The following is a 15,144-nucleotide window of genomic DNA, read 5'->3' as shown; positions in this document are numbered from 1 at the left end:
GAAACACGGCCTCAGCCCGGGGACTTGAGCATCTCCAGCAGGATGCGCTGCAGCTCGCTGCGGTCCCGGGAGGAGATCCTCGCCAGCCTGCGGTCGAACTCCGCCGCGAGCGCTGAGAGCGCACGGTCCCGCGCCGCCTCGCCCTCGGCGGTCAGTACGAGCCGATGCCGCCGCAGGTCCTCGTCGTCGATCTCGCGCCGCATGAATGCCTTGGCGACGAGGTTGCGGACGTAGACCGTCACGCTCGCTTTGGGGATCATCAGCGCCGCCGCGAGTTCGGCCGGGTACGGCGACGCCTCCACCTCGGCAAGCACGAAGAACTCCTTCGTCTCCAGCCCGAGCTCGGCCAGTTCGGTGCTGCAGGCATCCAGCACGACGCTCAGCAGACGCTGGTTCAGCGTCCACAGCTGTGCCCCGTCATTCGCCACGCGAGTCCCTCCATCCACCCAAGGTGGTACGGTTCTGAATTAGTTTGAAACTGTACCAGTACAGGTCTGGTACTGAACGGTTATGGAACTAATCCTCGCAGAGAAGGCGCCACCGCATGCTTCAGCACATCACGATCCCGCGCGGGCCGATCGATCTCGCAGCCGACCTCTACCTATCGGACAGCGTCGACGACGCGGCACCCGTGCGCGCCGTGGTGCTCTCCACGCCCGGCAGCAGCGTGAAGGAGCAGATAGGCGCGAACTACGCGTCCCGCCTCGCTGCCCGCGGCATCGCGGCGCTCGTGTTCGACCCCGCCCACCAAGGCCAGAGCGGCGGTGAACCCCGCGACCTCGAAGATCCCTACCGCCGTGGTGAGGACATCTCCTACGCGATCGACGCGCTCGGCACGACCCCCGGCATCGACCCGGAGCGCATCGGTGTCCTCGGCATCTGCGCCGGCGGCGGCTACGCGGTGCACACCGCCCGCACGGATCACCGCATCAAGGCCGTCGGCACGGTCGTCCCCGGCAACATGGGCACGTCGTTCCGCGGCTTCCAGCCCGACGGCGTGGTGGCCGCACTCGACACCATGGCCAGCGCGCGTATCGAGGAGTCCCGCTCCGGTGAGCCGGCCCGCGCGAACTGGCTGCCCGACACCTTGGAGGAAGCCGCGGCAGCCGGACTGACCGACATCGACACGACCCAGGCGATCACCTACTACCGCACAGAGCGGGGCTGGAACGAACACTCGACGAACCGCCGCCTCTCGCGCGGCGACTCGCTGCTGCTGGGCTACGACGCGTACCACCTGGTCGACCAACTCATGACCCAGCCGCTGCAGGTCGTTCTCGCCGGCCGCATCGGCAACACCGGTTCCTACGAGTCCGGTATGCGGCTGTGGAAGCTGGCGCCCAACCCGGTCGACCTGTTGGTCATCGCCGGCGCCGGCCACTACGAGCTGTACGACGAGCCTCGGTATGTCGATGCCGCAGTCGACCGGCTCGCCGACTTCTACTCGAACAACCTGTAACTCGTCCAACCCGGCGAACCTGCGAGGCAGCTACGAGCGGGCAGCCGAAGAAGCTCCACCCGCCCTCGGCTCGGGTTCGAGCTGCCGGACCGGGGCTTGGCAATCAGCTGCCGTGGGCTCCGAAGATGGGTCGGTCGCCTGGCTCGACGGCCTTCCGGATGCGCAGGCTGACGTCCCGGAGCTGGCGGACCTGGGCTTTCGTCAACGGGTCAAGCACGAGCTGCCGGACTGTTTCGACGTGGCCCGGGGCCGCCTTCACCAGGCTTTCCCGCCCGGCCTCCGAGAGAGAGGCCAGAGTGGTGCGGCCGTCGGCCGGGTCCGGCCAGCGTTTCAACCAGCCGCGGTTCTCCAGCCGGGTGGCCACCTGCGAGGCCCGGGACAGCGAACCGTTGGTGAGAGCGGCCAGATCGCGCAGCCGAAGAGTCTCTTCGGGAGCATGGCTGAGCATGGACAAGACCATGTACTCGTAGAAGGACATCCCCGAATCGGACTGCAGTTGGGCGTCCAGCGCTCCGGGGAGCGTGAGGAACACCGACGTCAGTGCCAGCCAGGCGGCTTGCTCGTCCTCGTCGAGCCACCGCGGCTCACCTGTCTCAGTCATCAGCACCTGGTCCTCGCTGTGTCACCGGATCGGGCCCGCCGGTCCGGTGTCGCTTCGATCACATGCGTCGGCAGTGTCGTCCTCATCGTTGCCCTCTTCTCGTCCGAGGACTGCTTGTTCCGAGGACCACCTTAACTTGACGCGTGAAGTTAATGTCCGGCGCTGCGCCTTCGACGGTGCGCAAGACGTCCCAGTGCCGCGCTGTGCCTCCGCTGTCGCCCGTCCGCTGTCGCCCCGTCCTCGTCCGAGAGGCTGCGATTACTTCACGTAAGAAGTAACTTCACTTGACGCCTGAAGTAAAATACTCGTAGCTTTAAGTAAATCGATCCATGGCGGCGAGAGGATCTCCGATGCGTGCTTCTGTACTTCGGCGCGGAGCGATGGTGTACCGCGACGACGTTCCCGAGCCTGTACCCGGCGAGGGCCAGGTTCTTGTCCAGGTCACCGCGTGCGGTGTCTGCGGTGGTGACCTGCACTTCGCCACCCACAGCGCCACGATGGTCGATCTCGCCGGCCGCATGGTGGGCGCCCCGAGCCTGACCGATGGCCTCGACCTGAGCCAGGACGTGTTCATGGGGCACGAGTTCACGGCGGAAGTCATCTCTGCCGGACCCCGTACCGAGGCGCCCGCCCCCGGTACCCCGGTCACTTCCGTTCCGGCGCTGATGAGCGCACGGGGCATGGAACCCCACCTCTACTCGAACACGGAGCCAGGCGGGTACGCCGAGCGGATGCTTCTCAGCGCGCCGCTTCTCCTGCCCGTCCCCAACGGTCTTGAGCCTCGCCTCGCCGCTCTCGCGGAGCCGATGGCGGTCGGCCTGCACGCCGTCACCAAGGCAGACATCGCAGCGGGCGTCGGAGCGATCGTCATCGGCTGCGGCCCCGCGGGGCTGGCGGTCGTCGCGGAACTGTCCGCCGCAGGCATCTCTCCCGTCATCGCCTCCGACTTCTCACCTGCCCGCCGCAAGCTCGGCCGGCTCATGGGAGCGGACGAGGTCGTCGACCCGGCGACGGACGACATCTTCGACGTCTGGCAGCGGACCGGCACGGGAACCCCCGTCGTCTTCGAGGCCGTCGGGGTCCCCGGAATGCTCGACAGCATCCTTCAGCGGACACCGATGGGCACACGGGTCGTTGTCGTCGGGGCGGCGATGGAGCCGGACCGCATCACGCCCTACTTCGGCATCGCCAAGGAGGCCGAGTTCCGGTTCGTCCAGGCGTACACCCCCGACGAGTTCGCCGAGACCCTTCGCCAGATCGCCGACGGCGAGTTGGATGTGGCCCCGCTGATCACAGCGGAAGTCGGCCTCAAGGACGTGCCATGGGCCTTCGAGCAGCTCTCGGAGCCCGAGGAGCACTGCAAGATCCTCGTGCGGCCAGGCTCCTGAACCCGCCACCTCGGTCCGACCTCTGGGAGCACACCGTGAAGATATCTCTGTTCGGCACCGGCTTTGTGGGCCATGTCCTGGCGCGCGAGCTCGCAGATCGCGCGCACACGGTCACCGCGGTCGCACGGCACCCTGACCCGCAACTCGCGCCCCGGATTCGTACCATCGCGGGCAGCGTTCACGATCCGGCAGTGGTCGCGGAGGCGACAGCAGGAGCCGACATCATCGTGTCGGCGCTGTCGCCCCTCGTCGGCGGCGGACTCCCGGCCGGCACCCGCGTTCTTGCCACGGCCGCCGATGCGATCGGTGCCCGTCTCGGACTCGTGGGCAGTTCGGCCGTTCTGCCGGTCACCCCGGGCGGCCCCCGGCACGCCGACACCGAGGGGTTCCCTGACTGGCTCGCCGACCGGGTGAGCGCCCACCAGCAGACACTCGACCTGCTGGGAGACACTCCCGGCACGCTGAGCTGGTTCTACCTCGCCGCGGCCGGCGAGTTCGGCTCGCATGTGCGGGGCGTGCGCACCGGCCAGTACCGCAGGAGTACGACCGCTCAGGTCAGCGACGAGAACGGCCGGTCGCGGATCGGCGTCGACGACTACTCCATCGCCTTCGCCGACGAGATCGACACCCCGACCGTCCACCGCGGCTGGCTCACCGTCGGCTACTGAACCGTGCGCTGCCGAACCGTCGGCCGGCGAACCACCGACCGGCCGGCCCAGACAGAGGAAAATCTGTGGAGATAGGCATCGACAACTTCGTCTCGCAGGTCATGGACCCGCGTACTGGGAAGACCGTGCCGAGTGACGTCCGCATGAAGCAGTTCCTGGCCGAGGTGGTCACGGCGGACCGGTCGGGCGTCGACACCTTCGGCATCGGCGAACACCATCACCGGCACTTCCTCGATTCGGCCCCCGTGGTCATCCTGTCCGCGGCGGCAGCGCTCACGGAGCAGATCCGGTTGCGTACCGCGGTCACCGTGCTCAGCGCGGATGACCCGGTGCGGCTCTTCGAGCAGTTCGCGACCGTGGACCTGATCTCCGGCGGGCGCGTCGAGATGGTGCTGGGGCGCGGCTCGTTCACGGAGGCGTTCCCGCTCTTCGGGCTCGATCTCGCCGACTACGACTCGCTCTTCGAGGAGAAGCTGGGGCTCATCCTGCAGCTGCGTGAGGACCCACACCCGCACTGGTCGGGCAGGCATCGTGCCCCACTGACGGGACAGGGCGTCTACCCGCGGCCGGTACAGGAGCGGCTGCCGATGTGGATCGGAGTCGGCGGCACACCGTCGTCGTTCGCACGGGCCGGGTCGCTCGGCCTGCCCCTCATGGTCGGCATCATCGGTGGTGATCCGAGAAGGTACCTGCCGCTCATCGACCTCTACCGGGAAGCGGGCGCGCGAGCCGGCCACCCCTCCGAGAGCCTGCAAGTGGGCATTCACTGTTTCGGCTTCGTAGGAGACACGGATCAGCAGGCCGCTGACGACTTCTGGCCCGGCTACCACCGCACCATGTCGACGACCGGACGTGAGCGGGGCATGCCCGAGCCGACCCGGGCACGGTACGACGCGGAGTGTGGTGCGGACGGCGCGTTCTTCGTCGGCAGCCCCGAAACCGTGGCCGGCAAGATCGTCAGGCTGGCGGAGGCGGTCGGCGGCCTCGCTCGGTTCACGATGCAGATGACCAACGCGATCATGGCGCCCGAGAGCATGCACAACGCCATTGAGCTCCTCGGTCGCAAGGTGAAGCCACTGGTTCACTCGACGGCCGGCATCACCACCCACGACGTTCCACGCAACGGACGCCTCCGACCCATATCAACCCAATCGAATCGAAGGACAACGACATGAACCTGTTCCGTCTGGACGCGAGCTTCCGCGCCGAGAACTCCCACAGCGGCGCCATCGCCGACATCGTCGAGCAGCAGTGGACCAAGGACGGCGGCCAGGTGATCCGACGCCACGTCGGTGCCGAGCCGATCCCGGCCACGTACTGGGCTGCCGCGTGCGACGCCGCGTACACACCCGCCGAGTCGCGGACCGACGAACAGCGCGCCGCGGTCGCGCTGGCTGCCGAGCTCGTCGACGAGCTGGCCTCGGCCGACGCGCTGCTCTTCGCCGTACCGCTGTACAACTTCGGCGTCGCCCAGCACTTCAAGACCTACGTCGACCTGGTCATCGCCGACCCACGCATGGGTCCGGGCACCGAGATGCTGCGCGGAAAGCCGGCGGAACTGGTGACCGTCCGAGGCGGCAACTACCGAGCCGGTACGCCGCGCGCCGGCTGGGACCACGCCACACCCTGGATGCGGCGCGTTCTCGCGGACGTCTGGGGCCTCGACCTCACCGTCACCGAAGCGGACTTCACCCTCGTCGGGGTGAACCCCGCCCTCGACGAGTTCAAGAAGGTCGCGGCGGGAATGCGCGCGGAGTCCGAGCGCATCGCCCGGGAGCACGGTCAGTCCCTCGTCGAGCGGATCGCCTCGGCGCGCGTGGCCTGAGCCTGAGCCATGAGCACGGGGAACTCCCGCAGTCGAACGGGCTGAACGGTCACACCTCGGTCCTGTCGATGTGTCGCTTCGAATGTCATTGCTTGTGTCGAATTGGAGAGGGCAGATGAACCCACCGGCGACGAAATACCTGATCACCCATTTGCGGCATGTGGACATCGCGATGCCGGAACTGGACACCCAACTCGCGTTCTACCGCGACCTGTGGGGCCTGACCGAGGTGGCCAGTGACTCCGGTATCCACTTCCTGGCCGCCGAGGGTTCCCCGGAGCAGTACGTGGTCCGGCTGCGGAAGGACCCGATGAAGCGGCTCGACCTGGTGTCCTTCGGCGCCGCCACCCCGGCGGACGTCGACCTGCTCAGCAGCCAACTCGTCCGCGACGGTGTGCGGTTGGTCCACGAGCCACGCGTGCTGGACACCGCCGGCGGTGGGTACGGTGTCCGGTTCTTCGACATCGACGGCCGGGTGGTCGAGGTCTCGGCAGATGTGGCCGTACGCGCACACCGCGTCATAGAGGAGCGCGAGTCCATCCCCGTCCGGCTCTCGCACGTGGTGCTCAACTCGCCGAGCCCCGAGGCCACCGTCGCCTGGTACGGCCGCCATCTGCAGTTCCGGCTCTCCGACACCCTGCACCTGCCCGGCCGGGGCGACTTCATGTGGTTCCTGCGCTGCAATCCGCAGCACCACAGCGTGGCGATCGCCCGTGGCCCGCATGTCGCGCTGCACCACATCTCCTTCGAGATGCGTGGCATCGACGAGTACCTGCGCGGCACCGGCCGCATGCTGCGCAACGACATCGAGAAGATCTGGGGGCCCGGCCGCCACAAGGCCGGTGACAACACCTTCAGCTACTTCCTCGACAAGGCAGGCAACACCGTCGAGTACACGACCGAGCTTGAGAACGTGGACGAGGACACCTGGCATCCCTCGGTCATGCACATGAGCGACCCGGCCGTCACCGACCAGTGGGGCACCGCCAATCCCGTCAACGAGTTCGTCGCCGCCAAGTCCTTCAACGACCCCGACAAGGGCCTGTTCGTCGCGCCGCCGGTCTGAGAGGTGAGCATCATGGCCGTCACTCGACTCGTCGAGGACCACATGATCATCGAGAAGGACGTGACCATCCCGCTGCGGGACGGGGGTCATGTGGTGGCCAACGTCTTCCGGCCCCGGGACGCGGAGCGGTCGCCGGTCATCGTCAACTACAGCCCGTACGGCAAGGACGTGCACTTCAGCAGTTTCTGGCCTGAGTTGTACGCCGAGCTGCTCGACGGGCACCCGGAGATCACCAGCCAGTCCTCCCTGCGGCACATGGTCTTCGAGACGCCCGACCCGGAGGTCTGGACCGGGCTGGGGTACGCCGTGGTGAGAGTCGACTCGCGTGGCGCCGGCAAGTCACCCGGACGCCTGCAGCCCAACTCTCCGCAGGAGTTCATGGACGCCTACGACGCGGTCGAGTGGGCGGGGACCGCGCCCTGGAGCAACGGCAAGGTGGGACTGCTCGGCATCTCCTACTACGCCGCCGGCCAGTGGATGATCGCGCAGCAACGTCCGCCCCACCTGGCCGCGCTCCAGCCCTGGCAGGGGACCAGCGACTTCTACCGCGACCGCACCCGGCAAGGGGGCATCTTCAGCGGCGGGTTCGTGGAGTTCTGGTGGGAGTCGGTCCACACCAACCAGCACGGCAACGGCGCGTCGCGTTACGTCGACTACTTCACCGGCCGACGCAACACCGGCCCCGAGCTCCCGCCGGACCAACTGGCCGCCGACCGGGTCGACTACATCCAGGACATACTCGACCACCCGCTGGAGGACGACTGGTACCGAGCCCGCAGCGCCGAACTCCAGAAGATCGACATTCCGACCCTCGTCGGGGCGAACTGGGGCGGTCTCCAAGTCCACCTGCGGGGCACACTCCTCGGGTTCACCGGCATCGCCTCGCCGGAGAAATGGCTGCGCATCCAGCGTGGCTCCTACTTCCTGGCCTTCTACCATCCCGAGAACGTCGACACCCAGCGCCGGTTCTTCGACCGCTACCTCAAAGGCGATGACACGGCCTGGACCGACGAGTCACCTGTACAAATCGTGCTGCGCGACATCGACGACGGCGTGCACGAACTGGTCGAGGCGACGCAGTGGCCGCTTCCGGGGACCGAGGAACACCGGCTGCACCTGGACTGCACCTCGATGGCCCTGAGCGCGGACAGGCCGACTGCGACAGGACAGGCCACGTACGCCGCGCCGGCGGGCTCCGCGGTCTTCAGCACCGCGCCCCTCGCCGAGCCGTTGGAGTTCGCCGGACCGATCTCGCTGACCCTGCGCCTGGCCTGCTCCACCGAGGATGCCGACATCTTCGCAGTCCTCCGTGCCTACCGCCCCGACGGCGACGAGGCCACCTTCTACGCGGCGAGCGGCCCGGACTCACCGGTTTCGCTCGGCTGGCTCCGCGCCTCCCACCGCCAGGTGGACCCGGAGCGGTCCGGGTTCCTCCAGCCCTTCCACACCCACGCGGTGCGCGAACCACTCGTTCCGGGCCAGGACTACGACCTCACGGTCGAGATCTGGCCTGCCGGCCTCCATCTGCCGGCCGGCTCCCGGCTCGAACTCACGCTGCGGGGCAGTGACTTCGCGCGCACCGAGCACGGGCCGGGATTCACCGGCCACGACCACCCGGACGATCGCCCGGCCGGCGTGTTCCACGGCGAACAGACGCTGACGACGGGGCCGTTCGTGGACGCGTACCTGTCCCTGCCGCGCATCGTCCGGAAAGAGGAACCGAACGTGCACAGCGCGAGCCCGAACGCTTCCTCGCCGCCCACACATCACGAGAGGCCGACCCGATGACCGACCACCCACCCACACCTCCCGCCGGGGACCGATCGGCACGCCTGGCCGGTCTGCTGGAACGAGTCGAAGAACAATTGGCCGACGACCTCGTCCCCGTCGAGATCTTCAACGACGAGGATGTCTTCCGGGGCGAGATGGAGCGCATCTTCACCCACACATGGGTCTTCGTCGCGCACGAGACCGAGATCCCGAAGTCCGGTGACTTCGTCCAGCGTCGCATCGGCCTGGACCCCGTGATCGTCACACGCGACGGCGAGGGCGGGATCAACGTCCTGTCCAACTACTGCCGCCACCGCGGCACGCAGGTGTGCCAGACGGACGCCGGCAACTCGCGCTTCTTCAAGTGCCCGTACCACGGCTGGACCTACTCCAACACCGGGGAGCTCGTCGGCACACCGATGCTCCAGCGTGCGTACGGGGAGCGGGTCGACCCCACCGACTGGAGCCTGCTCAAGGCACCGCGAGTCGAGTCGCGCCAGGGGTTCGTCTTCGCCTCACTGTCCGAGGACGTGCCCCCGCTGGACGAGTACCTGGGCGGTGCCGGCTGGATGCTGGACCTGATCGTCGGACTGCACCCCGACGGAATGCGGGTGGCCGGTCCGCCCGACCGCTACAAGGTGCGGGCGAACTGGAAGAGCGCGGCCGAGAACTTCGCCGGCGATGTCTACCATGTGCCCAACCTCCACGCCAGCGGCGAGCAGGTGCGGATGGCCTACGGCATCGACGGAGCCGCGGACCTGGGCCGCAGCTACGAGTTCGAGAACGGGCACAACTTCATGGGCCACGCCTGGACCGAGGTGCTCGGACCCGACGGTGTCCTGTGGGGCTACCCACCGCGGGTCAAGGACCACTTCGACCTCTCCGAACTCGATGAGACGCAACTGCGCGTGGTCCGGGACGAGCCGCCGACCGTCGGCAACATCTTCCCGAACTTCAGCTTCATCCGGGTCTTCTCACCCACGGTCCCGGGCGGTCCGCTCGTGGCGTTCACCAGCTTCCGGCAGTGGCAGCCGATCGGTCCCGGCGAGATCGAGCTGTGGAGCTGGCAGTTCGTGTGGAAGTTCCAGAGCGACGAGGACGCGTTGGAGGACTACGTCACCGGCCAGTTCCAGTTCGGATCAGCCGGCATCTTCGAACAGGACGACACCGTCGCCTGGGAGGGCATCGCCCGAGCCGGAGCCAGCCCCTGGGCGCGCAAGGCCGAGATGTCCTTCCACTACCAACAGGGCAACAAGTCGGAGATCGACCAGTCGCCCGACCCGGACTGGAAGGGCCCCGGTCTGCACCGCCTCACCGGATACGGAGAACACAACCAGCTCAACTTCTACCGGCACTGGCTCAAGGTCATGAAGGGCCCGGAGCCGACAGACGTGAAGCCGACGGGCGCGGCACCGACGGGCGTCGAACCGGCGGAGGTGCAGTCGTGACCGCGACCGAAACCGCCGGCGGGCTCGACCAACTCCTGACACTGGCGAGCCAGTTCCTCGCACGAGAGGCGCGCCTGCTCGACGAGGGCCGCGAGGAGGAGTGGTTCGAGCTGCTCGACGACGACATCCTCTACGTGATCCCGATACGGCAGGCCACCCAGCCGCGCTCGGACGAGATCGACCGCTCCGCCTACCGACTGCGCGACACCAAGGCGCACCTGCGCACCCGGATCGACCGCAGCCAGACCGGACTGGCCTACTCCGAGGTCCCGCCCTCGCGGACCATGCGGCTCGTCGGCAGCGTCGAGGTCACCGGTGCGCCTCAGCCGGACCTGGTCGACGTCAGCAGCGCGCTGCTCGTCTACCGCCAACGGGGGATCGACCCGCACTACGACCTCATACCGTGCCGTCGCAACGACCGACTGCGGCTCACCGGAGACGGCGTGCGGCTGCTCTCCCGGGAGGTCGTCCTCACCGAGACCAGCCTGACCACCCCCAACCTGGCGGTGATCCTGTGAGCGTCGAATCCTCCGGTGACCGTGTCGTCGTCGACGCCGCCCGGTGTCAGGGCTACGGCATGTGCGTCGGATTCCACGACGGGGTGTTCGATCTGTCGCCCACCTCCTCGGTGGCGACCGTCATCCGGGACCGGATCGAGGACGACGACCGGGCCGACGTACAGGACGCGATCCTCGCCTGCCCCGCCCAGGCGATCTCTCTCACCTCCCGGGGCTCGTGATGCCCACTGCCCCGCACGCGCTGGTCATCGGCGCATCGGCCGCGGGGCTCGCCGCGGCCGACGGACTGCGCGACGGCGGCTGGGAGGGCGATCTCACCGTGCTGGGCGCGGAGACCCACCCCCCTTACGACCGGCCGATGCTCTCCAAGAGGCTCCTCTCCGGCGCGGCCCCGAGCACACCCCTTCCCCTGCGCACCGAGGCACAGCTCACGGAACGCCGCATCGACCTGCACCTGGGCCACCGGGCCATGGGGCTGGACATCGACCGGCGCCTGGTCGTCACGGACAACGGGGCGGCAGTGCCGTACGACGTCCTGGTGATCGCCACCGGAAGCCGGCCGCGTCCGCTGCTCACCTCGGCAGGCGAAACGCTTCCGGCGCTGCGCGACCTGGACGACCTCACCCGGATCCGGGAACTCACCGCCACGGGCGAACCGGTGGCGATCGTCGGGACCGGCTTCATCGGACTTGAGGTGGCCGCGGCGCTGCGACAGCGCGGCGTCGACGTCGAGATCTTCGGCCGCAGCCGCGTCCCGATGGAAGCCCAGGTCGGGGACGAGGTCGGCCGCTGGCTGCGCGACCTGCACGAGAGCCGTGGAGTCAGAGCCAGCCACGGCGTCGACGTCGACGCGGTACACGGACGTTCCGGCGACTACCGGCTCGTACTGGACGACCACAGCGAACGGCGCGCGTCGGTGGTTCTCGCCGGGGTCGGCGTCGACCCCGCCGACACGTGGTTGCGGGGGTCGGGCGTCGCCCGGCGGCACGGCGTACTGAGCGACCCGTTCGGCCGGACCTCGGCGCCCCAGGTCTGGGTCGCCGGGGAAGTGGCGAACATCGAGGACCCCGCCACCGGCCGACGACGCCGCTTCGACCACTGGACCAACGCCGTCCAGCAGGGCCGCACGGTCGGCATGAACGCCGCCGGGCGGCGGAGCGAGCCACTGCCGCACCTGCGCTCGTTCTGGACCGAGCAGTACGGCCATGTCGTACGGGTGCTGGGTGAACGCCGGCCCGGCGACACGGACGTGGTCATCGAGGGAGACGTAGGGACCGGAACCTTCGTGGTCCTGCACACCCGCGGCGCAGAGGTCCACGGCGTGACCTCGTGCGGCTTCGACCGATCCCAGCGTGCGTTTCGCACCCGGCTCATCGCAGGCGGGACGGTGGCCGAATTCCGGGCGGCCCGGACGCCGTCACCCGAACCAGCCACACTCGACTGAAGGAAACAATCATGCAGATGTTGGACGGGCACGTCGTACTGATCACGGGTGGCGGCTCGGGCCTCGGCCTCGGGCTGGCCCGGTACTTCCGGAACGAGGGAGCACAACTGGCGATCATGGAGATCGCCGAGGAGAAACTCGCCGAACTGAAAGCCGAGTTCGGCGACGAGGTCCTCCTGGTACAGGGTGACGTCACCCGTCTCGACGATCTCACCGCATGCCGCAGCGCGGTGCTGGAACGCTACGGCCGGCTGGACGCGCTCGTCGGCGCGCAGGGCGTCTTCGACGGCAACGTACCCCTGAAGCAGATCCCCACCGAGAACATCCCGGCGCTGTTCGACGAGCTGTTCCGGACCAACGTCCTGGGCTACATACTCCCGGTCCGTGTGTTCATCGACGTGCTGGACGAGAACGACGGCGCGGTGGTGCTCACCTCGTCGGTCGCCGCGTACGCGGCCGACGGCGGAGGACTCTTCTACACCGCCACCAAGGGGGCGGTCGTCAGCCTGGTCAAGCAGCTGGCCTTCGAGTTCGCACCCCGGGTCCGGGTCAACTCGGTCGCACCGGCGGCGTTCGCGAACAGTCAGCTACGCGGCCCCAAGGCGCTCGGCATGCAGGGCTGGAAGCAGTCCGACATCCCCAAGGACGCCTTCGTCGAGTCCTTCAAGCAACTCGCCCCGCTCCAGGAGCTGCCGACGCCGGAGGACTACGCGCCTCTCTACGCCTTCCTCGCCTCGCGCCACAACAAGGTCATGACGGGCACGACCGTCCTGGCCGAACAGGGCGTCCTGAACCGGGCCGTGCTGACCGCGACCGGCGTGGTCGACCATGTCTGACAGCCGGGGCAAGAAGATGTCGAGCGGGGGATGGTCCATCGGAACGGACGTCGGCGGAACCTTCACCGACCTGTGGCTCAGGACCTCGTCAGGGAAATCCCTGGTATGCAAGTCACCCACCACCCCCGACGTGGTGACGGGAGTCGTCGACGCCGTCCGTGCCGCGGCCGACCGGCTGGACATGCCGGTACAGGACATGTGCCGTCAGGTCACCCGGTTCGGGCACGGTACGACCGTCGGCCTCAACGCGCTGCTGACCGGTCGAGCCTCCAAGGTCGCGCTCGTCACGACAGCCGGCTTCGGCGATGTGCTGGAGATCGGACGGCTCCGCCGCGGCACGGCGGGCCTGCGCGGGCTCGAACTCGGCGACTACCACCTGCGCGGCCGCACCCGACCGCTGGTGCCGCGGGACCTGGTCGTCGAGGTCACCGAGCGGGTCGACTCCCGCGGCGAGGTCGTCGTCCCCCTCGACGAGCGGTCGGTGCGGGACGGGATCGCGGGACTGGTCGACCGCGGAGTGGAGGCGATCGGGGTCTGCCTGCTGTGGGCGACCGCCAATCCGCGGCACGAGCGGGCCGTGGCCGACCTCCTCGCCGAACTGGCACCCGACGCGTTCATCAGCGTCTCGCACGAGGTCGCCCCGGTCGTGGGGGAGTACGCGCGGGCCTCGACGACGGTCGCGAACGCCGCGCTCGGCCCGATCGCAGGCGCCTACCTGCGTGAGCTGACCGGCCGGATGGCCGATCTCGGTATGACGGCGCCGATCATGATGACCACCAGCGCGGGCGGCGTCGTACCGGCCGGGACCGCCGCCAGGACACCGGTGACCACACTGCTGTCGGGCCCGGCCTCGGGCGTCGTCGCCGGCCAGGCCGTGGGCCGCGACCTGGGGGTCTCCGACGTGCTCACCATGGACGTCGGCGGGACCAGCTTCGACGTCGGAGTCATCACCGGCGGAGTGCCGCTGCTGCGGGACGACGTGACCTTCGGGGGCGCGGACATGAGCGTGCCCGGGGTCGACATCGCGAGTATCGGCGCGGGCGGCGGGTCCATCGCGACCGTACGCGACGGCGTGCTGTCGGTCGGTCCGCAGAGCGCCGGCGCCCGGCCGGGCCCGGTCTGCTACCGGCTGGGCGGTACCCGGCCCACGACGACCGACGCCGACCTCGTGCTCGGTGTGCTCGATCCCGACCGCTTCTCCAGCGGTGGCATCCGGCTCGACAAGGACGCGGCCAAAATCGCGATCGCCGAGCAGATCGGCGAACCGCTCGGCCTCGACGCCGTGGCCGCGGCTCGGGCCGTCCGCGTCGTCTTCGACGCGGCGATGGCCGACCTGCTCCGCTCGGTCACCATCGAGCGCGGTCACGACCCGCGAGAGTTCACCCTGGTCGCGGGCGGTGGCAGCGGCCCGTCCCACGCCTGGGCCCTCTGCCGCGAACTGGGGCTGACCGGCTTCGTCGTACCGGCCACCGCGACCGCGCAGTCGGCGTTCGGCGCGGGCACGAGCGACCTGCGCACGACCGCCGCCAGAGCCGTCTACACCCGGCTGCTACCGGAAACCCGCCCCGACGAGTCGACGGCGGCCACGCTCGGCGAGGCCCTTGCCGAGACCAGGAGACGAGCACTGGACACCATGCCCACCACCGACGGCACGCAGGTGGACTGCTCGGTCGCGGTCCGCTACCACGGCCAGGCCCACCACCTGGACGTGAGCGTGGCGGACACACCGACGGCCGAGGAACTCGACGCCGTGCTGCACCGGTTCGAGGCCGACTACGAGCGCCTCTACGGCGCCGGTGCCGGCTTCCGGGAGGCCGGCTTCGAACTGCTCTCGGTGCGCGCCATCGCCTCGCTCCGCCAGGAGTCGGGCGTCGCGACCGCCGCCCAGGACCGCTTCGAGTTCGTCGAGATCCGGGACGTCGTGTTCGACGACCCCGGCCGCCCCGAGCGGACCGCCGTGTACTCCTGCGAGCAGCCGGCCCGAGGACAGGCTGTCGAAGGTCCGTGCCTGATCGAGTTGCCCGGCTGCGTGGTCGTGGTGCCCCCCGACGGCAGGGCCTCCACCGACGAGCTGGGACTGATCCACGTGGAGGTGGGAAACCGATGACACCGACCCCGACC

15 protein-coding genes are annotated in these 15,144 nt (G+C 68.9%); 13 read left to right on the top strand and 2 right to left on the bottom strand.

Features of this window, described 5'->3' with window-relative positions; all coding sequences use genetic code 11:
* Positions 1-11 precede the first annotated feature (11 nt).
* Complete coding sequence (locus tag AOK01_RS26980) at positions 12-428, bottom strand: MarR family winged helix-turn-helix transcriptional regulator (protein WP_055516141.1); 417 nt, start codon at positions 426-428, stop codon at positions 12-14.
* Between the two features lie 116 nt (positions 429-544).
* On the opposite strand from AOK01_RS26980, the gene AOK01_RS26975 reads away from it, so the two are divergent.
* Positions 545-1,459 carry an alpha/beta hydrolase gene (locus AOK01_RS26975; RefSeq protein WP_055516139.1) on the top strand — a complete coding sequence of 305 codons (915 nt, stop codon included), beginning with the start codon at positions 545-547 and terminating at the stop codon, positions 1,457-1,459.
* A gap of 103 nt (positions 1,460-1,562) precedes the next feature.
* Here the strand turns inward: AOK01_RS26975 and AOK01_RS26970 are convergent, their stop codons facing one another.
* Entirely contained in the window at positions 1,563-2,060 is a 498-nt protein-coding gene (locus AOK01_RS26970; RefSeq protein ID WP_055516137.1) for a MarR family winged helix-turn-helix transcriptional regulator, read from the bottom strand.
* A 350-nt stretch (positions 2,061-2,410) separates the two neighbouring features.
* Here AOK01_RS26970 and AOK01_RS26965 point away from each other — a divergent pair, with 350 nt between their 5' ends.
* The 12 genes from AOK01_RS26965 (at position 2,411) to AOK01_RS26910 (ending at position 15,130) form a co-directional block, all read left to right on the top strand.
* Positions 2,411-3,448: a zinc-binding dehydrogenase gene (locus AOK01_RS26965; RefSeq protein ID WP_055516135.1), complete on the top strand. Its 1,038-nt coding sequence runs from the start codon at positions 2,411-2,413 to the stop codon at positions 3,446-3,448.
* A 35-nt stretch (positions 3,449-3,483) separates the two neighbouring features.
* Complete coding sequence (locus AOK01_RS26960) at positions 3,484-4,116, top strand: NAD(P)-dependent oxidoreductase (protein ID WP_055516133.1); 633 nt, start codon at positions 3,484-3,486, stop codon at positions 4,114-4,116.
* Between the two features lie 65 nt (positions 4,117-4,181).
* On the top strand, positions 4,182-5,291 hold the full coding sequence (locus tag AOK01_RS26955; protein WP_063792870.1) for an LLM class flavin-dependent oxidoreductase: 1,110 nt from the start codon (positions 4,182-4,184) through the stop codon (positions 5,289-5,291).
* Positions 5,288-5,941 (top strand): FMN-dependent NADH-azoreductase, encoded by a 654-nt coding sequence (locus tag AOK01_RS26950; RefSeq protein ID WP_055516131.1) that lies wholly within the window; start codon positions 5,288-5,290, stop codon positions 5,939-5,941. Before AOK01_RS26955 ends, AOK01_RS26950 begins: the two co-directional genes overlap by 4 nt.
* A gap of 115 nt (positions 5,942-6,056) precedes the next feature.
* Positions 6,057-7,007: a VOC family protein gene (locus AOK01_RS26945; protein ID WP_055516129.1), complete on the top strand. Its 951-nt coding sequence runs from the start codon at positions 6,057-6,059 to the stop codon at positions 7,005-7,007.
* Between the two features lie 12 nt (positions 7,008-7,019).
* Positions 7,020-8,795 carry a CocE/NonD family hydrolase gene (locus AOK01_RS26940; protein WP_055516127.1) on the top strand — a complete coding sequence of 592 codons (1,776 nt, stop codon included), beginning with the start codon at positions 7,020-7,022 and terminating at the stop codon, positions 8,793-8,795.
* Positions 8,792-10,225 carry an aromatic ring-hydroxylating oxygenase subunit alpha gene (locus AOK01_RS26935; protein WP_079103777.1) on the top strand — a complete coding sequence of 478 codons (1,434 nt, stop codon included), beginning with the start codon at positions 8,792-8,794 and terminating at the stop codon, positions 10,223-10,225. The genes AOK01_RS26940 and AOK01_RS26935 overlap by 4 nt, the downstream gene beginning before the upstream one ends.
* A complete protein-coding gene (locus AOK01_RS26930) occupies positions 10,222-10,743 on the top strand; it encodes an aromatic-ring-hydroxylating dioxygenase subunit beta (protein WP_190854729.1) in 522 nt (173 codons plus the stop codon). Before AOK01_RS26935 ends, AOK01_RS26930 begins: the two co-directional genes overlap by 4 nt.
* The gene (locus tag AOK01_RS26925; RefSeq protein ID WP_055516125.1) at positions 10,740-10,964 is read left to right on the top strand and encodes a ferredoxin; all 225 of its coding nucleotides are present in this window, start codon (positions 10,740-10,742) and stop codon (positions 10,962-10,964) included. Before AOK01_RS26930 ends, AOK01_RS26925 begins: the two co-directional genes overlap by 4 nt.
* A complete protein-coding gene (locus tag AOK01_RS26920) occupies positions 10,964-12,187 on the top strand; it encodes an NAD(P)/FAD-dependent oxidoreductase (protein ID WP_055516123.1) in 1,224 nt (407 codons plus the stop codon). Before AOK01_RS26925 ends, AOK01_RS26920 begins: the two co-directional genes overlap by 1 nt.
* Before the next feature lie 11 nt (positions 12,188-12,198).
* Entirely contained in the window at positions 12,199-13,023 is an 825-nt protein-coding gene (locus tag AOK01_RS26915) for an SDR family oxidoreductase (RefSeq protein ID WP_190854736.1), read from the top strand.
* Positions 13,016-15,130: a hydantoinase/oxoprolinase family protein gene (locus AOK01_RS26910; protein ID WP_245702430.1), complete on the top strand. Its 2,115-nt coding sequence runs from the start codon at positions 13,016-13,018 to the stop codon at positions 15,128-15,130. The genes AOK01_RS26915 and AOK01_RS26910 overlap by 8 nt, the downstream gene beginning before the upstream one ends.
* Positions 15,131-15,144 lie beyond the last annotated feature (14 nt).

The sequence above is a fragment of the Streptomyces aurantiacus genome (assembly GCF_001418335.1).
Lineage (GTDB): Bacteria > Actinomycetota > Actinomycetes > Streptomycetales > Streptomycetaceae > Streptomyces > Streptomyces aurantiacus.
The sequence above is the reverse complement of the archived record's forward strand: the minus strand, read 5'-3'. Positions and strand labels throughout refer to the sequence as shown.